Annotated in this window: 35 protein-coding genes; 3 read left to right on the forward strand and 32 right to left on the reverse strand. The window is 55.6% G+C overall.

Annotated elements, in window-relative coordinates:
• Positions 1-135 precede the first annotated feature (135 nt).
• The 28 genes from rplQ to rpsJ all read right to left on the reverse strand — a co-directional run bounded on the left by rplQ (position 136) and on the right by rpsJ (position 13,759).
• Positions 136-519, reverse strand: a complete 384-nt coding sequence (gene rplQ, locus G5306_RS12050) for a 50S ribosomal protein L17 (RefSeq protein ID WP_005307999.1) — start codon at positions 517-519, stop codon at positions 136-138.
• Positions 520-562: 43 nt separating this feature from the next.
• Positions 563-1,552 carry a DNA-directed RNA polymerase subunit alpha gene (locus G5306_RS12055; protein ID WP_005307997.1) on the reverse strand — a complete coding sequence of 330 codons (990 nt, stop codon included), beginning with the start codon at positions 1,550-1,552 and terminating at the stop codon, positions 563-565.
• Between the two features lie 25 nt (positions 1,553-1,577).
• The gene (gene rpsD / locus G5306_RS12060) at positions 1,578-2,198 is read right to left on the reverse strand and encodes a 30S ribosomal protein S4 (RefSeq protein WP_005342696.1); all 621 of its coding nucleotides are present in this window, start codon (positions 2,196-2,198) and stop codon (positions 1,578-1,580) included.
• Positions 2,199-2,237: 39 nt separating this feature from the next.
• On the reverse strand, positions 2,238-2,627 hold the full coding sequence (gene rpsK / locus G5306_RS12065) for a 30S ribosomal protein S11 (protein WP_005307993.1): 390 nt from the start codon (positions 2,625-2,627) through the stop codon (positions 2,238-2,240).
• Positions 2,628-2,641: 14 nt separating this feature from the next.
• Positions 2,642-2,998 carry a 30S ribosomal protein S13 gene (rpsM, locus tag G5306_RS12070; RefSeq protein WP_005307991.1) on the reverse strand — a complete coding sequence of 119 codons (357 nt, stop codon included), beginning with the start codon at positions 2,996-2,998 and terminating at the stop codon, positions 2,642-2,644.
• Between the two features lie 139 nt (positions 2,999-3,137).
• Positions 3,138-3,251 (reverse strand): 50S ribosomal protein L36, encoded by a 114-nt coding sequence (gene rpmJ / locus G5306_RS12075; RefSeq protein WP_005319705.1) that lies wholly within the window; start codon positions 3,249-3,251, stop codon positions 3,138-3,140.
• A 27-nt stretch (positions 3,252-3,278) separates the two neighbouring features.
• Positions 3,279-4,607 (reverse strand): preprotein translocase subunit SecY, encoded by a 1,329-nt coding sequence (secY, locus tag G5306_RS12080; protein WP_005307989.1) that lies wholly within the window; start codon positions 4,605-4,607, stop codon positions 3,279-3,281.
• 8 nt (positions 4,608-4,615) lie between these two features.
• Positions 4,616-5,053, reverse strand: a complete 438-nt coding sequence (gene rplO, locus G5306_RS12085; protein WP_005342691.1) for a 50S ribosomal protein L15 — start codon at positions 5,051-5,053, stop codon at positions 4,616-4,618.
• Positions 5,054-5,055: 2 nt separating this feature from the next.
• On the reverse strand, positions 5,056-5,235 hold the full coding sequence (gene rpmD / locus G5306_RS12090) for a 50S ribosomal protein L30 (RefSeq protein WP_005307985.1): 180 nt from the start codon (positions 5,233-5,235) through the stop codon (positions 5,056-5,058).
• A gap of 6 nt (positions 5,236-5,241) precedes the next feature.
• Complete coding sequence (rpsE, locus tag G5306_RS12095) at positions 5,242-5,742, reverse strand: 30S ribosomal protein S5 (RefSeq protein ID WP_005342686.1); 501 nt, start codon at positions 5,740-5,742, stop codon at positions 5,242-5,244.
• 14 nt (positions 5,743-5,756) lie between these two features.
• On the reverse strand, positions 5,757-6,110 hold the full coding sequence (gene rplR, locus G5306_RS12100; RefSeq protein ID WP_005340606.1) for a 50S ribosomal protein L18: 354 nt from the start codon (positions 6,108-6,110) through the stop codon (positions 5,757-5,759).
• A 9-nt stretch (positions 6,111-6,119) separates the two neighbouring features.
• Complete coding sequence (rplF, locus tag G5306_RS12105) at positions 6,120-6,653, reverse strand: 50S ribosomal protein L6 (RefSeq protein ID WP_005307981.1); 534 nt, start codon at positions 6,651-6,653, stop codon at positions 6,120-6,122.
• 13 nt (positions 6,654-6,666) lie between these two features.
• Positions 6,667-7,059, reverse strand: coding sequence for a 30S ribosomal protein S8 (rpsH, locus tag G5306_RS12110; protein WP_005307980.1), 393 nt, complete (start codon positions 7,057-7,059; stop codon positions 6,667-6,669).
• 21 nt (positions 7,060-7,080) lie between these two features.
• Positions 7,081-7,386: a 30S ribosomal protein S14 gene (gene rpsN, locus G5306_RS12115; protein WP_005340609.1), complete on the reverse strand. Its 306-nt coding sequence runs from the start codon at positions 7,384-7,386 to the stop codon at positions 7,081-7,083.
• Between the two features lie 10 nt (positions 7,387-7,396).
• A complete protein-coding gene (rplE, locus tag G5306_RS12120; protein WP_005331162.1) occupies positions 7,397-7,936 on the reverse strand; it encodes a 50S ribosomal protein L5 in 540 nt (179 codons plus the stop codon).
• 13 nt (positions 7,937-7,949) lie between these two features.
• The gene (rplX, locus tag G5306_RS12125; RefSeq protein WP_005307977.1) at positions 7,950-8,267 is read right to left on the reverse strand and encodes a 50S ribosomal protein L24; all 318 of its coding nucleotides are present in this window, start codon (positions 8,265-8,267) and stop codon (positions 7,950-7,952) included.
• An 11-nt stretch (positions 8,268-8,278) separates the two neighbouring features.
• Positions 8,279-8,647 (reverse strand): 50S ribosomal protein L14, encoded by a 369-nt coding sequence (gene rplN / locus G5306_RS12130; RefSeq protein WP_005307975.1) that lies wholly within the window; start codon positions 8,645-8,647, stop codon positions 8,279-8,281.
• Positions 8,648-8,794: 147 nt separating this feature from the next.
• Positions 8,795-9,043: a 30S ribosomal protein S17 gene (gene rpsQ, locus G5306_RS12135; protein WP_005307966.1), complete on the reverse strand. Its 249-nt coding sequence runs from the start codon at positions 9,041-9,043 to the stop codon at positions 8,795-8,797.
• Entirely contained in the window at positions 9,043-9,234 is a 192-nt protein-coding gene (gene rpmC / locus G5306_RS12140) for a 50S ribosomal protein L29 (RefSeq protein ID WP_005307965.1), read from the reverse strand. The genes rpsQ and rpmC overlap by 1 nt, the downstream gene beginning before the upstream one ends.
• The gene (rplP, locus tag G5306_RS12145) at positions 9,234-9,647 is read right to left on the reverse strand and encodes a 50S ribosomal protein L16 (RefSeq protein ID WP_005340612.1); all 414 of its coding nucleotides are present in this window, start codon (positions 9,645-9,647) and stop codon (positions 9,234-9,236) included. Before rplP ends, rpmC begins: the two co-directional genes overlap by 1 nt.
• Before the next feature lie 13 nt (positions 9,648-9,660).
• Positions 9,661-10,374, reverse strand: a complete 714-nt coding sequence (rpsC, locus tag G5306_RS12150; RefSeq protein ID WP_005307962.1) for a 30S ribosomal protein S3 — start codon at positions 10,372-10,374, stop codon at positions 9,661-9,663.
• A gap of 3 nt (positions 10,375-10,377) precedes the next feature.
• Positions 10,378-10,722 carry a 50S ribosomal protein L22 gene (gene rplV, locus G5306_RS12155; protein WP_005319741.1) on the reverse strand — a complete coding sequence of 115 codons (345 nt, stop codon included), beginning with the start codon at positions 10,720-10,722 and terminating at the stop codon, positions 10,378-10,380.
• 10 nt (positions 10,723-10,732) lie between these two features.
• Entirely contained in the window at positions 10,733-11,011 is a 279-nt protein-coding gene (rpsS, locus tag G5306_RS12160) for a 30S ribosomal protein S19 (RefSeq protein ID WP_005307960.1), read from the reverse strand.
• A gap of 22 nt (positions 11,012-11,033) precedes the next feature.
• Positions 11,034-11,855, reverse strand: coding sequence for a 50S ribosomal protein L2 (gene rplB / locus G5306_RS12165; RefSeq protein WP_005340614.1), 822 nt, complete (start codon positions 11,853-11,855; stop codon positions 11,034-11,036).
• A 15-nt stretch (positions 11,856-11,870) separates the two neighbouring features.
• Positions 11,871-12,173 (reverse strand): 50S ribosomal protein L23, encoded by a 303-nt coding sequence (gene rplW, locus G5306_RS12170; protein WP_005307955.1) that lies wholly within the window; start codon positions 12,171-12,173, stop codon positions 11,871-11,873.
• Positions 12,170-12,775: a 50S ribosomal protein L4 gene (rplD, locus tag G5306_RS12175; RefSeq protein ID WP_005340616.1), complete on the reverse strand. Its 606-nt coding sequence runs from the start codon at positions 12,773-12,775 to the stop codon at positions 12,170-12,172. Before rplD ends, rplW begins: the two co-directional genes overlap by 4 nt.
• 17 nt (positions 12,776-12,792) lie before the next feature.
• The gene (gene rplC, locus G5306_RS12180) at positions 12,793-13,425 is read right to left on the reverse strand and encodes a 50S ribosomal protein L3 (RefSeq protein ID WP_005340620.1); all 633 of its coding nucleotides are present in this window, start codon (positions 13,423-13,425) and stop codon (positions 12,793-12,795) included.
• Between the two features lie 22 nt (positions 13,426-13,447).
• Entirely contained in the window at positions 13,448-13,759 is a 312-nt protein-coding gene (gene rpsJ / locus G5306_RS12185; RefSeq protein ID WP_005307944.1) for a 30S ribosomal protein S10, read from the reverse strand.
• A gap of 356 nt (positions 13,760-14,115) precedes the next feature.
• On the opposite strand from rpsJ, the gene G5306_RS12190 reads away from it, so the two are divergent.
• The gene (locus G5306_RS12190; RefSeq protein WP_005355344.1) at positions 14,116-15,030 is read left to right on the forward strand and encodes a DMT family transporter; all 915 of its coding nucleotides are present in this window, start codon (positions 14,116-14,118) and stop codon (positions 15,028-15,030) included.
• Positions 15,031-15,067: 37 nt separating this feature from the next.
• Here G5306_RS12190 and envZ read toward each other — a convergent pair whose 3' ends face one another.
• Positions 15,068-16,378 (reverse strand): two-component system sensor histidine kinase EnvZ, encoded by a 1,311-nt coding sequence (gene envZ, locus G5306_RS12195; protein WP_421312915.1) that lies wholly within the window; start codon positions 16,376-16,378, stop codon positions 15,068-15,070.
• Positions 16,375-17,097, reverse strand: a complete 723-nt coding sequence (gene ompR / locus G5306_RS12200) for a two-component system response regulator OmpR (protein ID WP_005340625.1) — start codon at positions 17,095-17,097, stop codon at positions 16,375-16,377. The genes envZ and ompR overlap by 4 nt, the downstream gene beginning before the upstream one ends.
• A gap of 247 nt (positions 17,098-17,344) precedes the next feature.
• Between ompR and greB the strand changes: the two genes are divergently transcribed.
• Both greB and G5306_RS12210 read left to right on the forward strand, forming a co-directional pair.
• Complete coding sequence (greB, locus tag G5306_RS12205; protein ID WP_005355349.1) at positions 17,345-17,818, forward strand: transcription elongation factor GreB; 474 nt, start codon at positions 17,345-17,347, stop codon at positions 17,816-17,818.
• A 201-nt stretch (positions 17,819-18,019) separates the two neighbouring features.
• Complete coding sequence (locus G5306_RS12210; RefSeq protein WP_371167211.1) at positions 18,020-20,329, forward strand: Tex family protein; 2,310 nt, start codon at positions 18,020-18,022, stop codon at positions 20,327-20,329.
• A gap of 70 nt (positions 20,330-20,399) precedes the next feature.
• On the opposite strand, the gene G5306_RS12215 is transcribed toward G5306_RS12210, so the two are convergent.
• Positions 20,400-20,678 (reverse strand): hypothetical protein, encoded by a 279-nt coding sequence (locus tag G5306_RS12215; protein WP_005355353.1) that lies wholly within the window; start codon positions 20,676-20,678, stop codon positions 20,400-20,402.
• An 85-nt stretch (positions 20,679-20,763) separates the two neighbouring features.
• Positions 20,764-21,531, reverse strand: coding sequence for a putative metalloprotease CJM1_0395 family protein (locus G5306_RS12220; protein ID WP_279476717.1), 768 nt, complete (start codon positions 21,529-21,531; stop codon positions 20,764-20,766).

The following is a 21,531-nucleotide window of genomic DNA, read 5'->3' on the forward strand; positions in this document are numbered from 1 at the left end:
GCAGTTGAGGCAGTTGAGGCAGTTGAGGCAGTTGAGGCAGTTGAGGCAGTTGAGGCAGTTGAGGCAGTTGAGGCAGTTGAGGCAGTGTCAGAATGGATTAAAAGAAAAGCCGGGACAAGCCCGGCTTTTTCTTTATCACTCAGCAGCTGCTTCAGCAGCTGCCGGGCGGTCTACCAGCTCAATATAAGCCATAGGGGCGTTGTCGCCAGCACGGAAACCGCATTTCAGAATGCGAGTATAACCGCCGGCGCGCTCCAGGTAGCGCGGGCCCAGTTCATTGAACAGCTTAGCCACGATCGCGTTGTCGCGAGTGCGGGCAAATGCCAGACGACGATTAGCAACGCTATCAGTCTTGGCAAGGGTGATCAGCGGTTCAACTACACGACGCAGCTCTTTTGCCTTAGGCAGAGTCGTCTTGATGATCTCATGACGAACCAGGGAGCTGGCCATGTTGCGGAACATAGCCTGACGATGGCTGCTGTTCCGGTTCAGTTGACGACCACTCAAACGATGGCGCATGACCTTATCCTTCTAACTAAATCTGTGAAACCCGTAATCTGGATTACTCGTCAGCGATGCTGGCGGGCGGCCAGTTCTCAAGGCGCATGCCAAGAGACAGACCACGGGAGGCCAACACGTCCTTGATCTCAGTCAGGGACTTCTTACCGAGGTTAGGAGTCTTAAGCAACTCAACTTCGGTACGCTGTACCAGATCACCAATATAGTGGATAGCTTCTGCCTTCAGACAGTTCGCAGAACGAACTGTCAGCTCCAAATCATCGACAGGACGCAGCAGAATCGGATCAAACTCGGGTTTCTCTTCTTTCTTCTCGGGCACGCTGACATCGCGCAGATCCACGAAGGCTTCCAGTTGCTCAGCCAGAATAGTGGCAGAACGACGGATAGCTTCCTCAGGATCCAGGGTACCATTGGTCTCCATGTCGATGACCAGCTTGTCCAAGTCGGTACGCTGTTCCACACGTGCTGCCTCAACATTGTAGGCAATACGAACGATGGGGCTGAACGCGGAGTCCAGCAGCAGGCGACCGATAGGACGCTCTTCGTCATCGTTGTGAACACGAGCAGAAGCAGGCACATAACCACGACCGCGCTGAACTTTCAGGCGCATGCTGATTTCAGCATTGGCACCAGTCAGGTGGCAGATTACGTGCTCCGGGTTTACGATCTCGACTTCATCACCGTGAGTGATATCACCTGCGGTAACGGGGCCTGTTCCAGACTTGGTCAGGGACAGAGTTACCTCGTCCTTGCCTTCCAGCTTCACAGCGATACCTTTCAGGTTGAGCAGGATTTCAAGAATGTCTTCCTGTACACCTTCTTTGCTGCTGTACTCATGCAGTACCCCGTCAATTTCGACTTCAGTAACTGCACAACCGGGCATAGAAGACAGCAAAATACGACGCAGGGCGTTGCCCAGCGTGTGACCAAAGCCACGCTCAAGTGGCTCAAGAGTCACTTTCGCATGAGTCGGGCTAACTTGCTCGATGTCAACTAGCCGCGGTTTAAGAAAATCTGTTACAGAACCCAGCATTGTGTCCTCTCTTTAGAAGCTAGCTTTACTTGGAGTAAAGCTCGACGATCAGCTGTTCGTTAATGTCGGCAGACAGGTCGGAACGCTCTGGCAGGCGCTTGAAGGCACCTTCCATTTTAGCGGCATCAACCTCTACCCAAGTCGGCTTCTCGCGCTGACCAGCAACCTCAAGGGCAGCTTTGATACGCGCTTGCTTCTTAGCCTTCTCACGAACGCAGATCACGTCCTCAGGGGAAACCTGGAAAGAAGGAATGTTCACAACGCGGCCGTTTACCATGATGGCCTTGTGGCTCACCAGCTGACGAGATTCAGCGCGGGTAGCACCGAAGCCCATGCGGTATACGACGTTGTCCAGACGACCTTCCAGCAGCTGCAACAGGTTTTCACCGGTGTTACCCTTTTGACGGGCAGCGTCGCGGTAGTAGTTGCGGAACTGTTTTTCCAATACGCCGTAGATACGACGAACTTTTTGTTTCTCGCGCAGTTGCACACCGTAATCGGACAGACGGGGCTTGCGAGCGCCGTGCTGACCAGGAGCGGTGTCAATCTTGCACTTAGAATCAATCGCACGAACACCAGACTTCAGGAAGAGGTCTGTGCCCTCACGACGGCTAAGCTTAAGCTTAGGACCGATATATCTTGCCATCTTCTTTCTCCAACAATCCTAGACCAAGTAGCTACAGCGTTACACGCGGCGCTTCTTGGGAGGACGACAACCGTTGTGCGGGATCGGAGTCACATCAGTAATGTTAGTGATGCGGAAACCAGCCGCGTTCAGGGCGCGGATGGAAGACTCACGACCGGGACCCGGACCTTTGACCATGACTTCCAGGTTCTTGACGCCATATTCTTTGGCCATCTCACCAGCGCGCTCGGCAGCTACCTGAGCAGCGAACGGGGTGGACTTACGAGAACCACGGAAACCGGAACCACCAGAAGTAGCCCAAGACAGAGCATTGCCCTGACGGTCAGTAATGGTCACGATTGTGTTGTTGAAAGATGCATGAACGTGCGCAATACCGTCGCTCACTTGCTTTTTAACGCGCTTGCGAGCACGAGTCGGAGTTTTAGCCATTTTCTACCTTCCCGTTACTTCTTGATAGCCTTGCGCGGACCCTTACGGGTACGAGCGTTGGTCTTGGTACGTTGACCACGAACAGGCAGGCTACGACGGTGACGCAAACCACGGTAGCAACCCAGATCCATCAATCGCTTGATGTTCATGGAAATCTGACGACGCAGGTCACCTTCAACGGTGAATTTACCTACTTGTTCACGCAGACTCTCGATCTGAGCTTCGTCCAGGTCTTTAATTTTCACATTCTCAGCGATACCGGCTGCGGCACAAATGGCCTTGGAGCGGGTACGACCGACGCCATAAATCGCAGTCAAAGCAATGACTGCATGCTTATGGTCAGGAATGTTAATGCCAGCGATACGGGCCACTATTCACTCCTACATATAGTAGATTACGACCACCACAAAGCCCGTGAGCGGATACGTGGCGGTCAACCAATACACAACAAAAGTTGGCTGGCTATATTAGCCAGCACAACTATTTGTTGCAAGTACTAACCGTAAAAAATTAGCCTTGGCGCTGTTTATGCTTTGGCTCGCTGCAAATCACACGCACCACACCGTGACGCTTGATGATTTTGCAGTTACGGCAGATTGCCTTAACGGAAGCACGAACTTTCATTGCTTAACTCCGTAACTACGCCGACCTTTAGCGGCCGTAGCCCTTCAGGTTGGCCTTCCTCAGGACGTCACCATATTGATGAGACATCATATGGGTTTGTACCTGAGCCATGAAGTCCATGATAACCACCACAATAATCAGCAGCGAAGTGCCACCGAAGTAGAACTGTACGTTCCAGGCAGTCATCAGGAACTGGGGTACCAGACAGATAAAGGTTATATAGAGCGCACCTGCCAATGTCAGGCGAGTCATAACCTTATCGATATAACGTGCTGTCTGCTCGCCCGGGCGGATCCCCGGGATAAAGGCTCCACTCTTCTTCAGGTTATCTGCTGTCTCGCGGGGGTTGAACACCAGCGCGGTATAGAAGAAACAGAAAAAGATAATGGCTGCTGCATACAGCATCTCGTAAAGCGGCTGACCCGGCTGCAGGACCATAGAGACCTGTTGCAGGATATCAGCGACTTTACCCTCACCCTGACCAAACCAGGAGGTAATGGTACCCGGGAAGAGGATGATACTGGATGCGAAAATCGCAGGAATCACACCAGCCATATTCACTTTCAACGGCAGGTGCGTGCTTTGCGCGGCAAATACCTGGCGGCCTTGTTGACGCTTGGCATAGTTAACGACGATACGACGCTGACCACGCTCCACGAACACCACAAAGTAAGTCACTGCGAAAACAATCAAGCCCAGCAACAACAACAGCAGGATGTGCAATTCCCCTTGACGTGCCTGTTCGGCCGTAGCGCCAATGGCATGCGGCAGACCAGCAACGATACCTGTGAAAATAATCAACGAGATACCATTACCAATCCCACGCTCGGTAATCTGCTCACCCAACCACATCAAGAACATGGTACCGGTGACCAGACTCACAACCGCTGTGAAATAGAAGCCCAAACCCGGATGAGTCACGAGTCCTTGCATCATATTCGGCAGACCGGTTGCAATACCAATGGCCTGGAAAGTTCCCAAAACCAGCGTGCCCCAACGGGTATATTGGCTAATCTTGCGACGGCCGGATTCACCCTCTTTCTTGAGTTCAGCAAGAGCAGGATGAACCACTGTCAGCAGCTGGATAATGATCGACGCCGAAATGTACGGCATGATCCCCAACGCAAGAATAGAAGCACGCGATAGTGCACCACCACTGAACATGTTGAACATCTCAATGATGGTGCCCTTCTGTTGCTGGAACAACTCGGCCAGTACGGCGGCGTCAATACCAGGAATCGGCACATAAGAGCCTGCACGGAAAACGATAATCGCCCCGAGAACGAAGAGCAGACGGCTCTTCAGTTCACTCAGACCACCCTGTGCTTTAACATCCAATCCTGGTTTCTTAGCCATTGTACTGATTATTCCTCGATTTTACCGCCAGCGGCCTCGATGGCTGCACGTGCACCTTTGGTGACGGACAGACCACGAACGGTCACAGCACGGTCAATGTTGCCAGACAGAACAACTTTAGCGAACACGATGTTCTTGGTCAGAACGCCGGCTTGCTTCAGAGTGCTCACGTCGACTACATCACCTTCTACCAGGGCGATTTCGTTCAGGCGCACTTCGGCAGATACCAAAGATTTGCGAGAGAAGAAACCGAACTTCGGCAGACGGATTTTCAAAGGCATCTGGCCGCCTTCGAAACCGTTGCGGACTTTACCGCCACCGGAACGAGAGGTTTGACCTTTAACACCACGACCACCGGTCTTGCCCAGACCAGAACCGATACCACGGCCCGGACGGTGCTTAACGCGCTTGGAACCAGCGGCCGGAGACAGAGTATTCAGACGCATGCTTAGCCCTCCACCTTAACCATGTAATAAACCTGGTTGATCATACCGCGTACGCAAGGAGTATCTTCCAGCTCAACGGTGTGACCAATGCGACGCAGACCCAGACCACGCAGAGTCGCCTTGTGCTTTGGCAGACGGCCGATAGAGCTGCGAGTTTGAGTTACTTTTACAGTGTTAGCCATGTCGCATTACCCCAGAATTTCTTCAACGCGCAGACCACGCTTGGCAGCGATCTGTTCCGGTGACTGACCGTGAACCAGAGCGTCTACAGTTGCGCGAACAACGTTGATTGGGTTGGTGGAACCGTAGGTCTTAGCCAGCACGTTGTGGATACCAGCAACTTCCAGAACGGCACGCATGGCGCCGCCTGCGATGATACCAGTACCTTGAGAGGCCGGCTTCATGAACACGGTGGAACCGGAGTGAACACCTTTCACCGGGTGGTGCAGGGTGCCGTTGTTCAGTTCAACCTTGTTCAGGTTACGCTTGGCCTGTTCCATTGCTTTTTGAATAGCAGCCGGAACTTCACGGGCTTTACCGTAACCGTAACCTACACGGCCGTTACCATCACCCACCACGGTCAACGCGGTGAAGGACATGATACGACCACCTTTAACAGTTTTCGAAACACGGTTTACTGCAATGAGCTTTTCTTGCAGTTCGCCGGCTTGAGATTCGACTTTAGCCATCTTCGACTCCTAGCTTAGAACTGAAGACCAGCGTCACGTGCGGCAGCTGCCAGGGCAGCGATGCGACCGTGATACTTGAAACCGGAACGATCGAAAGATACGTTCTGAACGCCTTTGGCAATAGCACGCTCAGCGATAGCTTTACCTACAGCGGTAGCCGCATCTGCGTTACCGGTGTATTTCAGAGCTTCACTGATGGCTTTCTCTACTGTGGAAGCAGAGGCCAGAACTTCGGAACCGTTGGCTGCAATAACCTGCGCATAGATATGACGCGGGGTACGGTGAACAACCAGACGGGTAGCTCCCAGTTCCTGCATCTTTTTCCGAGCACGAGTAGCACGACGGAGACGAGCTGCTTTCTTGTCCATAGTGTTACCTTACTTCTTCTTAGCTTCTTTAGTACGCACTTGCTCGTTGGCATAGCGTACACCCTTGCCCTTGTAGGGCTCCGGAGCGCGGTAAGCACGGATATCGGCGGCGACTTGGCCAACCAGCTGCTTGTCGACACCACGCAGAACGATTTCTGTGGCAGTCGGGCACTCAGCGGTCACACCAGCCGGCAGCGCATGCTCTACCGGGTGAGAGAAGCCCAGAGCCAGCGCAACAGCATTGCCCTTGATGGAGGCTTTATAACCTACACCAACCAGCTGCAGCTTGCGCTCGAAGCCTTGGGTAACACCGATTACCATGTTGTTGACCAATGCACGGGCAGTACCGGCCTGAGCGTCAGCACCAGCGATGCCGTCGCGCGGGGCGAACTTCAGTACATTGTCTTCTTTGGTCACTTCTACACCGGCGTGAATAGAGCGAACCAGGGAACCTTTACCACCTTTGATGGACAGTTCCTGGCCGTTCAGAGTCACCTCTACGCCAGCAGGAATAGTGACGGGTGCCTTAGCAACACGAGACATTTCCTACCTCCTATTAAGCGACGTAGCAGATGATCTCACCGCCCATGCTTGCTTTACGGGCAGCACGGTCAGTCATCACACCTTTAGACGTGGACACGATAGCAACACCGAGACCGCCCATAACTTTCGGCAGATCAGTAGTGCGCTTGTAAATACGCAGGCCGGGACGGCTCACGCGTTGGATCAGTTCTACAACTGGCTTGCCCTGGAAATATTTCAGTTCAATTTCCAGTTCCGGCTTCACGTCACCAGCTACGGAGTAGCCAGCGATGTAACCTTCTTCTTTCAGCACTTTGGCGATAGCCACTTTCAGCTTGGAAGAAGGCATGGAAACCGCAACTTTGCTCGCCGCCTGACCGTTACGGATGCGGGTCAGCATATCCGCGATCGGATCTTGCATGCTCATAAGTCTAACTCCCGAGATTCGTTACCAAGAAGCCTTCTTCAGGCCCGGAATTTCGCCCTTCATGGCATGCTCACGCACCTTGATGCGAGACAGGCCAAACTTGCGCAGGAAACCGTGCGGACGACCAGTAATATTGCAACGGTTACGCTGGCGGGACGGACTGGAATCACGGGGCAGCTGTTGCAGTTGCAGTACAGCATCCCAACGCGCTTCTTCAGAAGCGTTCATGTCAACGATGATAGCTTTCAGCTCGGCACGCTTGGTCGCGTACTTGGCTACCAGCTTGGCACGCTTTGCTTCGCGCGCTTTCATGGATGTTTTAGCCATAACCCTAACCTTACTTGCGGAATGGGAAGTTAAAGGCAGCCAGCAGAGCACGGCCTTCTTCATCGGTATTCGCGGAAGTGGTGATGGTGATATCCAGACCACGGACGCGATCGACTTTGTCATAGTCGATTTCCGGGAAGATGATCTGCTCACGCACGCCCATGGAGTAGTTACCACGACCGTCGAACGCTTTAGCGTTCAGGCCACGGAAGTCACGGATACGCGGTACGGAGATGCAGATCAGCCGTTCCAGGAACTCCCACATACGCTCGCCACGCAGGGTTACTTTACAACCTATCGGGTAGCCTTCACGAATCTTGAAGCCCGCAACAGATTTGCGAGCTTTGGTGATCAGCGGCTTCTGACCGGAAATGGCAGCCATATCGGCAGCAGCATTTTCCAGCAATTTCTTGTCAGAGATCGCTTCACCAACACCCATGTTCAGGGTGATTTTCTCGATCCGAGGGACTTGCATGATAGTCTTGTAACCGAACTGCTTGGACAGTTCATTTACTACATCGGATTTGTAGTAATCATGCAGTTTCGCCATCGTTAAACTCCAATTACTTCACAAGTTCGCCGGTGGATTTGAAGAAACGGACTTTTTTGCCGTCTTCAATCCGGAAACCAACGCGGTCAGCTTTGCCAGTGGCAGAGTTGAACAGCGCTACGTTTGATACATCGATGGGGGCTTCTTTGGTGACGATACCGCCAGCCTGACCCAGTGCGGGTACCGGCTTCTGGTGTTTCTTCACCTGGTTGATGCCTTCCACGATTACCTTACCTTTTGCAATCAGGACTTGAGTGACTTTGCCACGCTTGCCCTTGTCTTTGCCGGTAAGAACAATCACTTCGTCTTCGCGACGGATTTTAGCTGCCATCGTTCGACTCCTTACAGTACTTCGGGTGCCAGGGACACAATCTTCATGAACTTCTCATTACGCAGTTCACGGGTCACCGGGCCAAAAATACGAGTACCGATTGGCTGTTGGTTGTTGTTAAGCAACACAGCCGCATTGTTGTCGAAACGGATGACAGAGCCGTCCGGACGACGAACGCCTTTACGGGTGCGTACGACCACCGCGTTATACACATCACCTTTCTTCACTTTACCGCGAGGAATGGCTTCCTTGATGGAAACCTTGATGATGTCGCCGATGCCGGCGTAACGGCGGTGCGAGCCACCCAGAACCTTAATACACATTACACTGCGAGCGCCGGAGTTGTCGGCAACACCCAGCATACTTTGCATCTGGATCATCTTAGTGCTCCGCTTTGTTTACTTCTTATCCCTAATGGGATCTGGCTGCCTTCAAAAGGCGCGAAACTATAACACAGGATTTTCAGAAAAGGTAGCCTAAAAAACAAACGGCCCCTGAAAGGGGCCGCTTGGACTACAAAGTACCGATTAGGCCTTTTCTACAACGGCAACCAGGGTCCAGGACTTGGTCTTGGACAGCGGGCGGCATTCGCGGATTTCCACGAGGTCGCCAGCTTTGCACTCGTTGTTTTCGTCATGCACGTGCAGCTTGGTAGTGCGCTTGATGATCTTACCGTAGATCGGGTGCTTTACCTTGCGCTCGATAGCAACAGTGATGGACTTGTCCATCTTGTCGCTGATTACACGACCTTGCAGAGTACGGATCTTGTCAGTCATTACGCACCTGCCTTCTCAGTCAGTACAGTCTTGATACGTGCGACGTCACGACGCACTTGTTTCAGAGTGTGAGTCTGAGCCAGCTGGCCGGTGGACGCTTGCATGCGCATGTTGAATTGCTCACGCAGCAGGCCCAGCAGCTCCTGGTTCAGTTCTTCGACGCTCTTTTGACGCAGATCTTGGGCTTTCATCACATCACCGTCTTAATTACGAAAGTGGTCTGAACAGACAGCTTAGCTGCGGCCAGGGCAAACGCTTCACGCGCCAGAGCCTCAGGTACACCGTCCATCTCGTACAGAACCTTGCCAGGCTGGATCGGGCAAACCCAGTATTCCACGTTACCCTTACCTTTACCCATACGAACTTCGAGGGGCTTTTCGGTGATGGGCTTGTCCGGGAACACACGGATCCAGATCTTACCTTGACGCTTAACGTGACGGGTCATGGCACGACGGGCTGCTTCGATTTGACGAGCAGTCAGTTGACCACGGGATGTCGCCTTCAGGCCAAAGGTACCGAAGGATACTTCGTTACCAGAGGTGGCCAGACCGCGGTTACGACCCTTGTGGGTCTTGCGGAATTTAGTACGCTTAGGTTGCAACATTTACCGAATCTCCTTACTTAGCAGCGCGGCGCTTGTTGTCACGCTTGGGCTTTGCAGGAGCTTGCTCTTGAGCAGCGGCAGCGTTAACAGCAGCCAGACCGCCCAGAACTTCGCCCTTGAAGATCCAAACTTTAACGCCGATCACACCGTAAGTGGTGTGGGCTTCAGAAGTTGCGTAGTCGATGTCGGCACGCAGGGTGTGCAACGGCACACGACCTTCACGGTACCATTCGGTACGCGCGATTTCAGCGCCGCCCAGACGACCGGAAACTTCCACTTTGATGCCCTTGGCACCCAGGCGCATTGCGTTCTGTACGGCGCGCTTCATAGCACGACGGAACATTACACGACGCTCCAGCTGGGAAGTGATGCTGTCGGCAACGAGTTTGCCATCCAGCTCCGGCTTGCGGACTTCGGAAATGTTGATCTGAGCAGGCACGCCAGCAATAGTGGCTACAGCTTTGCGCAGCTTCTCAACGTCTTCGCCTTTCTTACCGATTACAACACCCGGACGAGCGGTGTGAATGGTCACACGGATGCTCTTGGCCGGACGCTCAATGGTGATCTTGGACAAGGACGCGTTTTTCAGTTCCTTGGTCAGGAACTGGCGTACTTGAAAATCGCTGTACAGGTTGTCAGCGAAGTCTTTGGTGTTCGCGAACCAGGTAGAATTCCAAGGCTTGGTAATACCCAGGCGAATGCCATTAGGATGTACTTTCTGACCCATTGCTTATCTCCCAGCCTTAGCGTCGGATACCACTACAGTGATGTGAGCGGTACGCTTGAGGATACGATCCGCACGACCTTTGGCACGCGGACGGATGCGCTTCATGGAGGGACCTTCGTCGACCATGATAGTAGCAACACGCAGCGCGTCGATATCGGCGCCTTCGTTGTGCTCAGCGTTTGCAATGGCAGATTCCAGCACTTTCTTAACCAGCACTGCAGCCTTTTTCGGGCTGAAGGTCAGGATATTCAGAGCCTTGTCTACGGACAGACCACGTACTTGATCGGCTACCAGACGAGCTTTCTGGGCAGAAGTACGGGCATAACGGTGTTTAGCGATAGCTTCCATCATTTATCCCTTAGCGCTTCTTAGCCTTCTTATCAGCAGCATGGCCGCGATAAGTACGAGTCGGTGCGAATTCACCCAGTTTGTGACCGATCATTTCTTCGGTAACGAAAACCGGAACGTGCTGACGACCATTATGGACAGCGATGGTCAAACCGATCATGTTCGGGATGATCATTGAACGACGGGACCAGGTTTTAACCGGCTTTTTATCCCCGCTTTCCACCGCTTTCTCTACCTTCTTCAGCAAGTGCAGGTCAATAAATGGACCCTTCTTGAGAGAACGTGGCATGGTGATTCCTCTATGTTAACAATTACTTGTTACGACGACGTACGATGTACTTGTCGGTACGCTTGTTCTTACGGGTCTTGAAGCCTTTAGCCTTCTGGCCCCATGGGGACACAGGCTGCATGCCCTTGTTACGACCCTCACCACCACCGTGCGGGTGGTCAACCGGGTTCATCGCCATACCGCGAACGGTCGGACGAATACCACGCCAGCGGTTTGCACCGGCTTTACCCAGTTGACGCAACATGTGCTCGGAGTTACCGACTTCACCGATGGTAGCGCGGCACTCGGCCAGAACTTTACGTACTTCGCCGGAACGCAGACGCAGAGTTACATAGTTACCTTCACGAGCCAGGATCTGGATGAAAGTACCAGCGGAACGAGCCAGCTGGGCACCTTTACCAGGCTTCATCTCTACAGCGTGAACGGTAGAACCAACCGGGATGTTGCGCATCGGCAGGGCGTTACCTACCTTGATGGCTGCATCAGCACCAGAAGCGATCGCGTCACCAGCTTTCAGGCCTTTCGGAGCCAGGATGTAACGACGCTCACCGTCTGCATACAACACCAGAGCGATGTTAGCGGTACGGTTCGGATCGTATTCCAGGCGCTCTACTTTAGCCGGGATACCGTCTTTGTCGCGCTTGAAGTCGACGATACGGTAGTGCTGCTTGTGACCACCACCGATATGACGGGTAGTGATACGGCCGTTGTTGTTACGACCACCGGACTTGCTTTTGCTGTCCAGCAGAGCGGCGAAGGGCTTGCCCTTGTACAGCTCTTGATTGACGATCTTGACGACGTGGCGGCGGCCCGGAGAAGTAGGCTTGCACTTAACGATTGCCATTTTTGAGAACTCCTCTTACTCGGCTGCGCCCATGAAGTCGATGTCCTGACCAGCTTTCAGGGTCACATAAGCCTTTTTCCAATCGGAACGACGGCCTACGCGTGCACCTGCGCGCTTGGTCTTACCCTTCATGTTCAGGGTACGGACGGTCTCAACTTCGACCTCGAACAGTTTCGCAACTGCAGCTTTGACTTCCGCCTTGGTAGCATCAACAGCAACTTTGAACACGATAGTGTTCTGCTTTTCTGCAACCATGGTGCTCTTTTCAGAGATGTGCGGAGCCTTCAGAACTTTCAGCAGACGCTCTTCACGGATCATGCCAGCATCTCCTCGATTTGCTTAACTGCATCAGCAGTCATCAGAACCTTGTCGAAAGCGATCAGGCTGACCGGGTCGATACCGGCAACGTCACGCACGTCAACTTTGTACAGGTTGCGAGCAGCCAGGAACAGGTTCTCATCGACTTCAGCAGTCACGATCAGAACGTCAGTCAGTTCCATTTCTTTCAGCTTGGCGATCAGTTCTTTGGTCTTCGGAGCTTCGATGCCGAACTTCTCAACAACGATCAGGCGCTCTTGACGTACCAGCTCGGACAGAATGCTACGGATAGCGCCGCGGTACATCTTCTTGTTTACTTTCTGGCTGTGATCTTGCGGCTTAGCAGCAAAAGTCACACCACCGGAACGCCAGATGGGCGAACGGATGGAGCCAGCACGGGCACGACCAGTACCCTTCTGACGCCACGGCTTTTTGCCGCCACCAGACACTTCAGAGCGAGTCAGCTGCGCACGAGTACCCTGACGGGCACCAGCGGCATATGCAACGACGACCTGGTGAACCAGAGCTTCGTTGAATTCGCGCCCGAAGGTAGTCTCGGAAACTTCAAGAGCGCTCTTGGCGTCTTTCATTACCAATTCCATTACTATCTCCTCAGACGTTACGCTTTGACGGCAGGTTTGACGATCACGTTGCCGTTGGTTGCACCCGGTACTGCACCTTTGATGAGCAGCAGGTTGCGTTCAGCGTCAACACGAACCAGTTCCAGGTTCTGAGTCGTTACACGCTCAGCACCCATGTGACCAGCCATCTTTTTGCCCTTGAATACACGACCCGGAGTCTGGTTCTGACCGATAGAACCCGGAACGCGGTGAGACAAGGAGTTACCGTGGGTCATATCCTGGGTGCGGAAGTTGTGGCGCTTAACAGTACCAGCAAAGCCCTTACCTTTGGATGTGCCGGTAACGTCTACCAGCTTAACGTCAGCGAGAAGATCTACTTTCAGCTCGCTACCAACAGTGAAAGTTTCACCGTTGTTCAGGCGGAATTCCCACAGACCGCGACCGGCTTCTACACCAGCTTTGGCGAAGTGGCCAGCTTCCGGCTTGGTCACACGGCTGGCTTTCTTGGCGCCAGTGGTAACCTGAATAGCGTTGTAGCCGTCGGTTTCTACAGATTTGACCTGAGTTACACGGTTAGCTTCAACTTCGATAACAGTCACCGGGATAGAAACGCCATCTTCAGTGAAGATGCGAGTCATACCCACTTTGCGACCTACAAGACCGATTGTCATTGTTATCAACCTCTTTCCGTAATTAACCCAGGCTGATCTGGACGTCTACACCAGCTGCCAGATCCAGACGCATCAGGGCGTCTACGGTCTTGTCAGTCGGCTCAACGATGTCTACCAGACGCTTGTGAGTGCGGATCTCGTACTGATCACGCGCATCTTTGTTGACGTGCGGGGAGATCAGGACGGTGAAGCGCTCTTTGCGAGTCGGCAGCGGAATAGGACCGCGAACCTGCGCGCCAGTGCGCTTAGCAGTTTCAACGATTTCCGCAGTGGATTGATCAATCAGGCGATGATCAAAAGCCTTCAGGCGGATACGGATTCTTTGGTTCTGCATTGACAGAGCTCCAATAGATAAAAGAACATAAATCAACACCGCCCGACCGAGATTACTCCCGCCAGAGGTGTGATTTTTCACGTTTCCCCCCATATCGGGAGGACTGTATGGCTGGCTCCTGTAAACAGGAAACTCAGCAGCAGACATATCGTCTGGCTTACCTCATGGGTAAGCGGAGGGGATTATACGGATTTTTCAAATTTGCGCAAGGGAGAGCGAACAGATTATGCGCAGTTTTATGTGACAGATGGATCTCGCCTGCGGCAACACACTCTGCTGCCGACACCAAGGTAACGACAATGTTACAAGCAGACTGGTAGACTGTGCGCTTGCCTCTGTCAGTGGAACGACATCCCATGCTCAAAGATCAAAAGAAAGCCTATCAGTATGGCCTTTGCGCCGTTGCCCTCTGGTCGACGGTCGCCACCGCCTTCAAGATCTCCCTCGCCTATTTCGAACCTGTGCAACTGTTGCTTGTGGCCGCCTTCACCTCGACTCTCACGCTGACAGCCGTCGTCGCCAAACAGGGCAAACTGCCGCTGCTGGGGAGCTACATCAAGGCCCGCCCTTTCTACTACCTGACTCTGGGCGTGCTGAATCCCTTTCTCTATTACCTGTTGCTGTTCAAAGCCTATGATCTGCTGCCTGCCCAGCAGGCACAGACCCTCAACTACACCTGGGCCATTACCCTCAGTCTGCTGGCCGTCCCCTTCCTCGGCCAGAAGCTGCGTCGGCGTGATGGCGTCGCTATCGTGCTGGGGTATTTTGGCGCGCTGGTGATCGCCACCAGAGGGGATGTATTCGGCCTCCAGTTCGACAGCCCCCTCGGCGTGACGCTGGCGCTGGTCTCGACCCTCATCTGGGCCAGCTACTGGATCCTCAACACCCGCAATCAGGGCGATCCCATTGTCAGCCTGTTGCTCGGCTTTATGATCAGCCTGCCTTTTATCGTCGTGGCGACCTGGTTGCTCTCCGATTTTGCCATGACCGCCTGGCAGGGATGGGCTGGTGCCATCTATGTGGGACTGTTCGAAATGGGCTTCGGTTTCGTGCTCTGGCTGATGGCGCTGCGCCATGCCACCAACACGGCCCCCATCAGCAACCTCATCTTCATCTCTCCGTTTGCCTCGCTGGTGCTGCTCAATCTGCTGATCGGCGAAGCCATCCATCCGGCCACCCCCATCGGGTTGGCGCTCATCGTTGCCGCCCTGCTGATCCAGCAGCTCAAGTACGGCAAACGCTATCGAGCATCAGTCGAAACCAAGAGCTGACAATGCAGAAGGGCGTATCCACGGATACGCCCTTCTCTCAATCCATCCACTCCTGTGGCTGATGTTTCGGCAGCCGCATCTCGACCAGCAGGCCGCCGAGATCCGAACTTCCCAACCGGATAGTGCCATGGTGCTGGGCGACTATCTTGGCCACGATCGCCAACCCCAAGCCACTACCGCCATCGGTACGCGCCACATTACCCTGAGTAAACGGCTTGAGCACCCGGGAGTAGTCCTGCTCTGGAATCCCGGGGCCATCATCGGAAAGGCGCAAGCGCACCCAGTGCCCGTCGTCCTTGAGCTCGGCATGCAAGCGGCTCGCCCCATAACGCTGCGAGTTGCTTGAGAGGTTGTTCAACACCCGCCGGATACTGACCGGATTGCAGGCCACCCGCACCGCCTCTTGCGGCAGCGCCAGATCGACCTCCAGCCCCTGCTCCGAGTAGATCAGCAAGGTATCGTGCACCAGCTGGGTCAGGTCGATCGGCTCCAGATCCTGCCCTTCATCCGGGCGGATGTAGTCGATGAACTGATCGATGATGGCATTGGACTCATCGATGTCGGCGTTGATGCTCTCCTTGAGGTACTCGTCACCGGAGGACATCATCTCGGTCGCCAGCCGGATGCGGGTCAGCGGGGTACGCAAATCGTGGGAGACCCCCGCCATCATCAAATTACGCTCTTCGATCAGGCTCTTGATGGAGTGGGACATATGGTTGAAGGTGCGGGTCAGCCGCCGCACCTCCCTTGAGCCCAGCTCCCCCAGTGCCTCCGGGAAATGCCCTCTGGCCACTGCAACCGCGCCAGCCTCGAGATCCTCGAGCGGGCGCACCAGCTGCCGGGCAAAGCGCCAGGCCGCAAACAGGGTGATCACCAGCAGCACGCTCAGATAGATGATGAGGGGTTCGATATCGTCATCTTCGATCTCGGTCAGCGGGATCCGCACCCAGATTTTGCTGGCCTGCGGCGGCTGGATCCAGATGATGTAGTGATCCTGGATCTCGACCCGCACCTTGGCCGGGCCACCCAGTTCGCGACTGATGTTCTCCTCCAGATAGGGGTACGGCTTGGCATCGTTGAAGCCATGCTGCACCGCCTCGCTCTGGGTATAGATGTCGGTACCGGTCGTCACATAGACCAGCGCCTCGGCATCTTCGCTCAGCGCCAGTTGTTCAGTGTTGACCGGAAAGATCAGCTTGACCTGATTGGCCAGCAAGTGACTGATCTGCTTGACGGTTGGCGCCAGCAGATAGTTGTAGAAGGTGACGTAGGAGACTGCTTGATAGACCACCAGAACGGCGGCCAGAAACCAGAGCATGCGCGAGAACATGCTGCCGACCTTTTTCATGCACCGTCACCATCTGGCACAAAGACATACCCCAGACCCCACACGGTCTGCAGGTAGCGGGGCTGGGCCGGATCCTGTTCCAGCAGGCGGCGCAGGCGAGAGACCTGCACGTCGATGCTGCGCTCGGTGGCGGTGTATTCACGACCACGGGCCAGATTCATCAGCTTGTCGCGGGAGAGCGGCTCGCGCGGATGGCTGACCAGCACCTTGAGCACCGCAAATTCACCGCTGGTGAGCGCCATCGGCTCGCCATCCCGACTCAGCTCGCGGGTCGCGAGATTGAGTTGAAAAGCTCCGAAGTTGACCACCTTTTCTGCAGCAGAGGGAGCCCCCGGCAGCTCGACGGTATGGCGGCGCAGCACGGCACGGATCCGCGCCAGCAGTTCGCGGGGGTTAAACGGCTTGGGCAGATAGTCATCAGCCCCCATCTCGAGCCCGACGATGCGATCCACTTCATCCCCCTTGGCGGTGAGCATCAGCACCGGGATCTGGTTGCCCGCTTCCCGCAGACGACGGCAGATGGAGAGCCCATCCTCCCCCGGCAACATCAGGTCGAGCACCATCAGGCTGAAATTTTCACGAGTCAGCAAGCGATCGGCCTGCTCGCCATTGGCCACGCCGCGCACTACGAATCCCTGCTCGGTGAGATAGCGCTCCAACAGGGAACGTAATTTCAGGTCATCGTCCACGACCAGGACCTTGTATTGCTGCTGACTCATTGCTTTGCCTCTTCATTCTTTAGCTGCCCACCATACTAGGGGGGGATATCGCGGGAGAAAAGCATAAATATGTTACCGGTTATTACCCATGATCAGAGCGTGACGGCCGTCAAGCCCTCCTCCAGACCAGTACCGCTGAATGGCTCCCGCCAAGCTGGCGCAATTTCTCTCGACAGAAGGAGGACAAAAGCTAATATTCCCGAGCAGTTAGCGATGATTACCCCTCTTTGACCAGGTCCGCATCACCATGAAGACAAAGCTGATCACCCGCGAAGGCTACAACAAGCTGAAAGAAGAGCTCGATTTCCTCTGGCGTCAGGAGCGCCCCGAGGTCACCAGAAAGGTGGCATGGGCCGCCAGCCTGGGGGATCGCAGCGAAAATGCCGACTACCAGTACAACAAGAAGCGACTGCGGGAGATCGATCGGCGGGTGCGTTACCTGCGCAAATGTCTCGAAGAGCTGGGGATCGTCGACTATGCCCCCGCGCAGGAGGGCAAAGTCTTCTTCGGTGCCTGGGTCGAGGTGGAAAACGAAGAGGGCGAGACCAAGCGCTTTCGCATCGTCGGCTATGACGAGATCTTCGAGCGCAAGGATTACATCTCCATCGACTCCCCCATGGCCCGCGCCCTGCTCAAGAAAGAGGTCGGTGATGAAGCCATCGTCCGTACGCCAGTTGGTGACGTCTGCTGGTATATCAACGAGATCAGCTACCCCAAATAGCCGGACTACTGGTGAGCTGCTTGCCACAGGCACATCCTGAGTCACAGGTGCAATGGCAAGATATGCGCTCTCCCCTGCGACTTATCAGTCTGACGGGTGCAGACCCCGGCGCAGGGTGGCATCCCGCAACACGACCCCATATAGTGCTCACACTTGGCGCCTGATGGCGCGGACTCGACCACAGAGGCCCTCAACAACATCATGATGCAAACCATAGAGAGACAGATTGCCGGTGAGCTCAATGCTCGCCCGGAGCAGGTGCAGGCCGCAGTGCGCCTGCTGGATGAAGGCTCGACCGTGCCCTTTATCGCCCGTTACCGTAAAGAGGTGACCGGCGGTCTGGACGATAGCCAGTTGCGCACCCTAGAGAGCCGCCTCGGCTATCTGCGTGAACTGGAAGATCGCCGTCAGGTGATCATTCGCTCCATCGAAGAGCAGGGCAAGCTGACCCCCGAGCTGATGCGCGAATTGAATGGTGCCGACAGCAAGACCCGGCTGGAAGATCTCTACCTCCCCTACAAGCCCAAACGCCGCACCAAGGGGCAGATGGCGATCGAAGCCGGGTTGGAGCCGCTGGCCAACCTGCTGCTCAGCGACCCGATGCAGGATCCCGAGCAAGCTGCAGCCACCTTCCTCAATCCCGAACAGGGCATTGCCGACAGCAAGGCTGCCCTCGACGGCGCCCGCTATATTCTGATGGAGCGCTTCGCCGAGCAGGCCGACCTGCTGGAGAAGCTGCGCGACTACCTGTGGCAAAATGCCACCCTGCGCGCCCGCGTGGTGGCAGGCAAGGAGCAGGAAGGGGCCAAGTTCAAGGACTATTTCGAACACGACGAACCCCTGCACAAGGCCCCCTCCCACCGGGTGCTGGCCATGCTGCGCGGCCGCAATGAGGGGATCCTCAATCTGGCGCTGGTCACCGGTGACGACGAGAGTGCCAGCCCCTGCGAAGGGATCATTGCCCACCACCTCAAGCTCAATCTGCAGAACCGCCCGGCCGACAAATGGCTGCAGGGGGTAGTGAGCTGGACCTGGAAGATCAAGTTGTCGCTTCAAATGGAGACCGAGCTGATCGGTCGCATCCGCGAGTCGGCAGAGGAGGAGGCGATCAAGGTGTTCGCCATGAACCTCAAGGATCTGCTGATGGCGGCCCCAGCGGGCATGCGCTGCACCATGGGGCTGGATCCGGGCATCCGCACCGGGGTCAAGGTTGCCGTGGTGGATGCCACCGGCAAACTGGTCGATCACGCCACCATCTATCCGTTCGAACCAAAACGCCAGATTGATCAGAGCCTCAAGACCCTGAGCGAGCTGTGCCAGAAACACAAGGTCGAGCTCATCAGCATCGGCAACGGTACCGCTTCGCGGGAGACCGACCGCCTGGTCAGCGACCTGTTCGAGCGCTACCCCGCCGCCAAGGCGCAGAAGATAGTGGTGAGCGAAGCGGGGGCCTCGGTCTACTCCGCCTCCGAACTCGCCTCCCAGGAGTTCCCGGATCTCGACGTCTCGATCCGTGGCGCCGTCTCCATCGCCCGCCGCCTGCAAGACCCGCTGGCCGAACTGGTCAAAATCGATCCCAAGAGTATCGGGGTGGGCCAGTATCAGCACGACGTCGGCCAGAGCCAGCTGGCCCGCCGACTGGATGCGGTGGTCGAGGATTGCGTGAACGCGGTCGGGGTCGATGTGAATACCGCCTCGGTCGCCCTGCTCAACCGGGTTTCCGGCCTCTCCCAGACGCTGGCCCAGAACATCGTCGCCTACCGGGATGAGCACGGCGCATTCAAGAGCCGTCAGCAATTGCTGAAAGTGAGCCGACTCGGCCCAAAAGCCTTCGAACAGTGCGCCGGCTTCCTGCGCATTCGCGGCGGCAGCAATCCCCTCGACAGCTCGGCGGTGCACCCCGAGTCCTATCCGGTGGTGGAGCGGATCCTCGCCAAGCTGGAGCAGACCGTGGAGAGTCTGCTCGGCAACAGCAGCCTGCTGCGCAGCCTGAAACCGGCCGATTACACCGATGAGCAATTCGGCGTACCTACCGTCACCGACATCATCGGCGAGCTGGACAAGCCGGGCCGCGACCCGCGCCCCGAGTTCAAAACCGCGACCTTCAAGGAAGGGGTGGAGCAGATCAGCGACCTGGTGCCAGAGATGGTACTAGAAGGGGTGGTCACCAACGTCACCAACTTCGGCGCCTTCGTCGATATCGGTGTTCATCAGGACGGGCTGGTGCATATCTCCTCCCTGACCGACCGTTTCGTCAAGGATCCCCGCGAGGTGGTCAAGGCGGGCGACATTGTGCGGGTCAAGGTGCTGGAAGTGGACGCCTCGCGCAAGCGGATCAGCCTGACCATGCGCCTCGACGAGAAAGCGGGACAAGCTGCCCGCAAGTCGGCTGAAGCGCGCAACAGCAGTGCTGGCAACGCCAAGCCAAGAAATGAGCCGCGCCAAAGCCCCCCTATGGGTGGTGCCATGGGCAACGCCTTCGCGGCAGCGCTCTCCAAAGCGAAAAAGTAACGACACCGTCCGGAACGTCTCTAAATGCAAAAAGCCCCGCAAGGGGCTTTTTTACACGCGAAGCTCAGGATTACTGCGTCAGGGCAGCAAGTATGCTCTCGGGCTCTCCATGCTGGGCCAGCACCTCCCGCAGTCGGTTGAATGCCTTGCAGGCCTCTTGCGGATACTTGCCGTAAGAGACGACGCCGGTGTGGCTCCAGCCAGCCGCCAGCATCACTTTCTTCTTGAAACTGGTTCCTTCAGTTCCTCCTCCTCCGAGCTGCATCAGAAACTGCTCCATCTGCAGGTGGGGGGGCGGTACACGGGAGAAGGTGGTGAAATCTTCCGCTTTGACTTCATCGAAATGCATGACAGCTCCTGTGAAATTGGAATGGGCCTGATCTTCAGGTTAGTTGCAAAACAGGCAAAGCAGCTGAAAGTTTGGCGAGGGTGATTCAGATATGCAGACTGAGGGACTGGGTAGAAGCCGGGCTGACAGCCTGTTGATAGTGGCCCGCGATGACGCTGTTGCGCTTGTCCATATAGGCACTCAGCACACCGCCCGATTTCGCGCTCTGCTCGGCCATCAGCTCTTTGCGCGCCTTGGCTTCACTCGCGGCGGCGCTGCGTGCAACGGCCAAATCCTGCGCGGAAGGCTCGGCAGGCGCCAGCGCTGCAGAGCGGATCTGCTGCATCTTGGCGATGGTAGCCGCAGGGTCACCGGGTACGACACTGGTATCGATCTGGACTTCGCCACCCGTAGCATAACGCTTGCCATCCGGCCCTTGCGTAAACTGATAGGTGGGCGAGCTGGCGTACTCTCCACCCGCAGACTGGTGAGCCTGCTCGTGAGTACGCACCTCCTTGTCACGCTCGACAAGATCCTGAACCTGCTGCTCTTGCCGCTGTTGCTGCTCCTGCTGTTTGGGATCTTGCTGCTTGCGCTGCCCATCCTCACCGGTGGCCTCGACAAAGCGATTGTCTGGCAGTGTCGTCGGCGCTAATTGCCCGGTTTCACGGCTGTTCTGGGAGGTCTGATTGCTGGAGGCCTGACCGGCTTTGGATTTCTCTTTCTGGGAGCCGACTTCGGATTCGGCAACGGAGGCTTGGCCCGCCCGGGCCTGCGGGATCAGTTCTGCCCGGCGATTATCCGTCCTCGCCGCTTCCACCTGGGGTTGCAGCTGTGTCGGGATAAGCGGAGGCAGACTGACATTGATGTTCAT

It is taken from the genome of Aeromonas sp. 603404 (assembly GCF_049171775.1).
GTDB classification, from domain to species: Bacteria; Pseudomonadota; Gammaproteobacteria; order Enterobacterales; family Aeromonadaceae; genus Aeromonas; species Aeromonas veronii_A.

Coding starts and splice junctions, on each gene's coding strand:
- G5306_RS12220 (WP_279476717.1), bottom strand. CDS start 21,531: ATGAACATCAATGTCAGTCTGCCTCCGCTTATCCCGACACAGCTGCAA.
- rpsQ (WP_005307966.1), bottom strand. CDS start 9,043: ATGACTGACAAGATCCGTACTCTGCAAGGTCGTGTAATCAGCGACAAG.
- rplP (WP_005340612.1), bottom strand. CDS start 9,647: ATGTTGCAACCTAAGCGTACTAAATTCCGCAAGACCCACAAGGGTCGT.
- rplD (WP_005340616.1), bottom strand. CDS start 12,775: ATGGAATTGGTAATGAAAGACGCCAAGAGCGCTCTTGAAGTTTCCGAG.
- rplF (WP_005307981.1), bottom strand. CDS start 6,653: ATGTCTCGTGTTGCTAAGGCACCCGTCACTATTCCTGCTGGCGTAGAG.
- G5306_RS12190 (WP_005355344.1), top strand. CDS start 14,116: ATGCTCAAAGATCAAAAGAAAGCCTATCAGTATGGCCTTTGCGCCGTT.
- rpsN (WP_005340609.1), bottom strand. CDS start 7,386: ATGGCTAAAACATCCATGAAAGCGCGCGAAGCAAAGCGTGCCAAGCTG.
- rpsS (WP_005307960.1), bottom strand. CDS start 11,011: ATGCCACGTTCTCTCAAGAAGGGTCCATTTATTGACCTGCACTTGCTG.
- rplW (WP_005307955.1), bottom strand. CDS start 12,173: ATGATCCGTGAAGAGCGTCTGCTGAAAGTTCTGAAGGCTCCGCACATC.
- rplV (WP_005319741.1), bottom strand. CDS start 10,722: ATGGAAGCTATCGCTAAACACCGTTATGCCCGTACTTCTGCCCAGAAA.
- rpmJ (WP_005319705.1), bottom strand. CDS start 3,251: ATGAAAGTTCGTGCTTCCGTTAAGGCAATCTGCCGTAACTGCAAAATC.
- rpsJ (WP_005307944.1), bottom strand. CDS start 13,759: ATGCAGAACCAAAGAATCCGTATCCGCCTGAAGGCTTTTGATCATCGC.
- rpsK (WP_005307993.1), bottom strand. CDS start 2,627: ATGGCTAAAACTCCGACTCGTGCTCGCAAGCGCGTTAAAAAGCAAGTG.
- G5306_RS12210 (WP_371167211.1), top strand. CDS start 18,020: ATGATGCAAACCATAGAGAGACAGATTGCCGGTGAGCTCAATGCTCGC.
- rpsD (WP_005342696.1), bottom strand. CDS start 2,198: ATGGCAAGATATATCGGTCCTAAGCTTAAGCTTAGCCGTCGTGAGGGC.
- rplR (WP_005340606.1), bottom strand. CDS start 6,110: ATGGACAAGAAAGCAGCTCGTCTCCGTCGTGCTACTCGTGCTCGGAAA.
- rplX (WP_005307977.1), bottom strand. CDS start 8,267: ATGGCAGCTAAAATCCGTCGCGAAGACGAAGTGATTGTTCTTACCGGC.
- envZ (WP_421312915.1), bottom strand. CDS start 16,378: ATGAAAAAGGTCGGCAGCATGTTCTCGCGCATGCTCTGGTTTCTGGCC.
- rplC (WP_005340620.1), bottom strand. CDS start 13,425: ATGACAATCGGTCTTGTAGGTCGCAAAGTGGGTATGACTCGCATCTTC.
- rplE (WP_005331162.1), bottom strand. CDS start 7,936: ATGGCGAAACTGCATGATTACTACAAATCCGATGTAGTAAATGAACTG.
- secY (WP_005307989.1), bottom strand. CDS start 4,607: ATGGCTAAGAAACCAGGATTGGATGTTAAAGCACAGGGTGGTCTGAGT.
- rpmD (WP_005307985.1), bottom strand. CDS start 5,235: ATGGCTAACACTGTAAAAGTAACTCAAACTCGCAGCTCTATCGGCCGT.
- rplQ (WP_005307999.1), bottom strand. CDS start 519: ATGCGCCATCGTTTGAGTGGTCGTCAACTGAACCGGAACAGCAGCCAT.
- rpsC (WP_005307962.1), bottom strand. CDS start 10,374: ATGGGTCAGAAAGTACATCCTAATGGCATTCGCCTGGGTATTACCAAG.
- rplO (WP_005342691.1), bottom strand. CDS start 5,053: ATGCGTCTGAATACTCTGTCTCCGGCCGCTGGTTCCAAGCGCGTTAAG.
- rplB (WP_005340614.1), bottom strand. CDS start 11,855: ATGGCAATCGTTAAGTGCAAGCCTACTTCTCCGGGCCGCCGCCACGTC.
- G5306_RS12055 (WP_005307997.1), bottom strand. CDS start 1,552: ATGCTGGGTTCTGTAACAGATTTTCTTAAACCGCGGCTAGTTGACATC.
- ompR (WP_005340625.1), bottom strand. CDS start 17,097: ATGAGTCAGCAGCAATACAAGGTCCTGGTCGTGGACGATGACCTGAAA.
- rpmC (WP_005307965.1), bottom strand. CDS start 9,234: ATGAAAGCCCAAGATCTGCGTCAAAAGAGCGTCGAAGAACTGAACCAG.
- rpsE (WP_005342686.1), bottom strand. CDS start 5,742: ATGGCTAAAGTCGAATCTCAAGCCGGCGAACTGCAAGAAAAGCTCATT.
- rplN (WP_005307975.1), bottom strand. CDS start 8,647: ATGATCCAGATGCAAAGTATGCTGGGTGTTGCCGACAACTCCGGCGCT.
- rpsH (WP_005307980.1), bottom strand. CDS start 7,059: ATGAGCATGCAAGATCCGATCGCGGATATGCTGACCCGCATCCGTAAC.
- G5306_RS12215 (WP_005355353.1), bottom strand. CDS start 20,678: ATGCATTTCGATGAAGTCAAAGCGGAAGATTTCACCACCTTCTCCCGT.
- greB (WP_005355349.1), top strand. CDS start 17,345: ATGAAGACAAAGCTGATCACCCGCGAAGGCTACAACAAGCTGAAAGAA.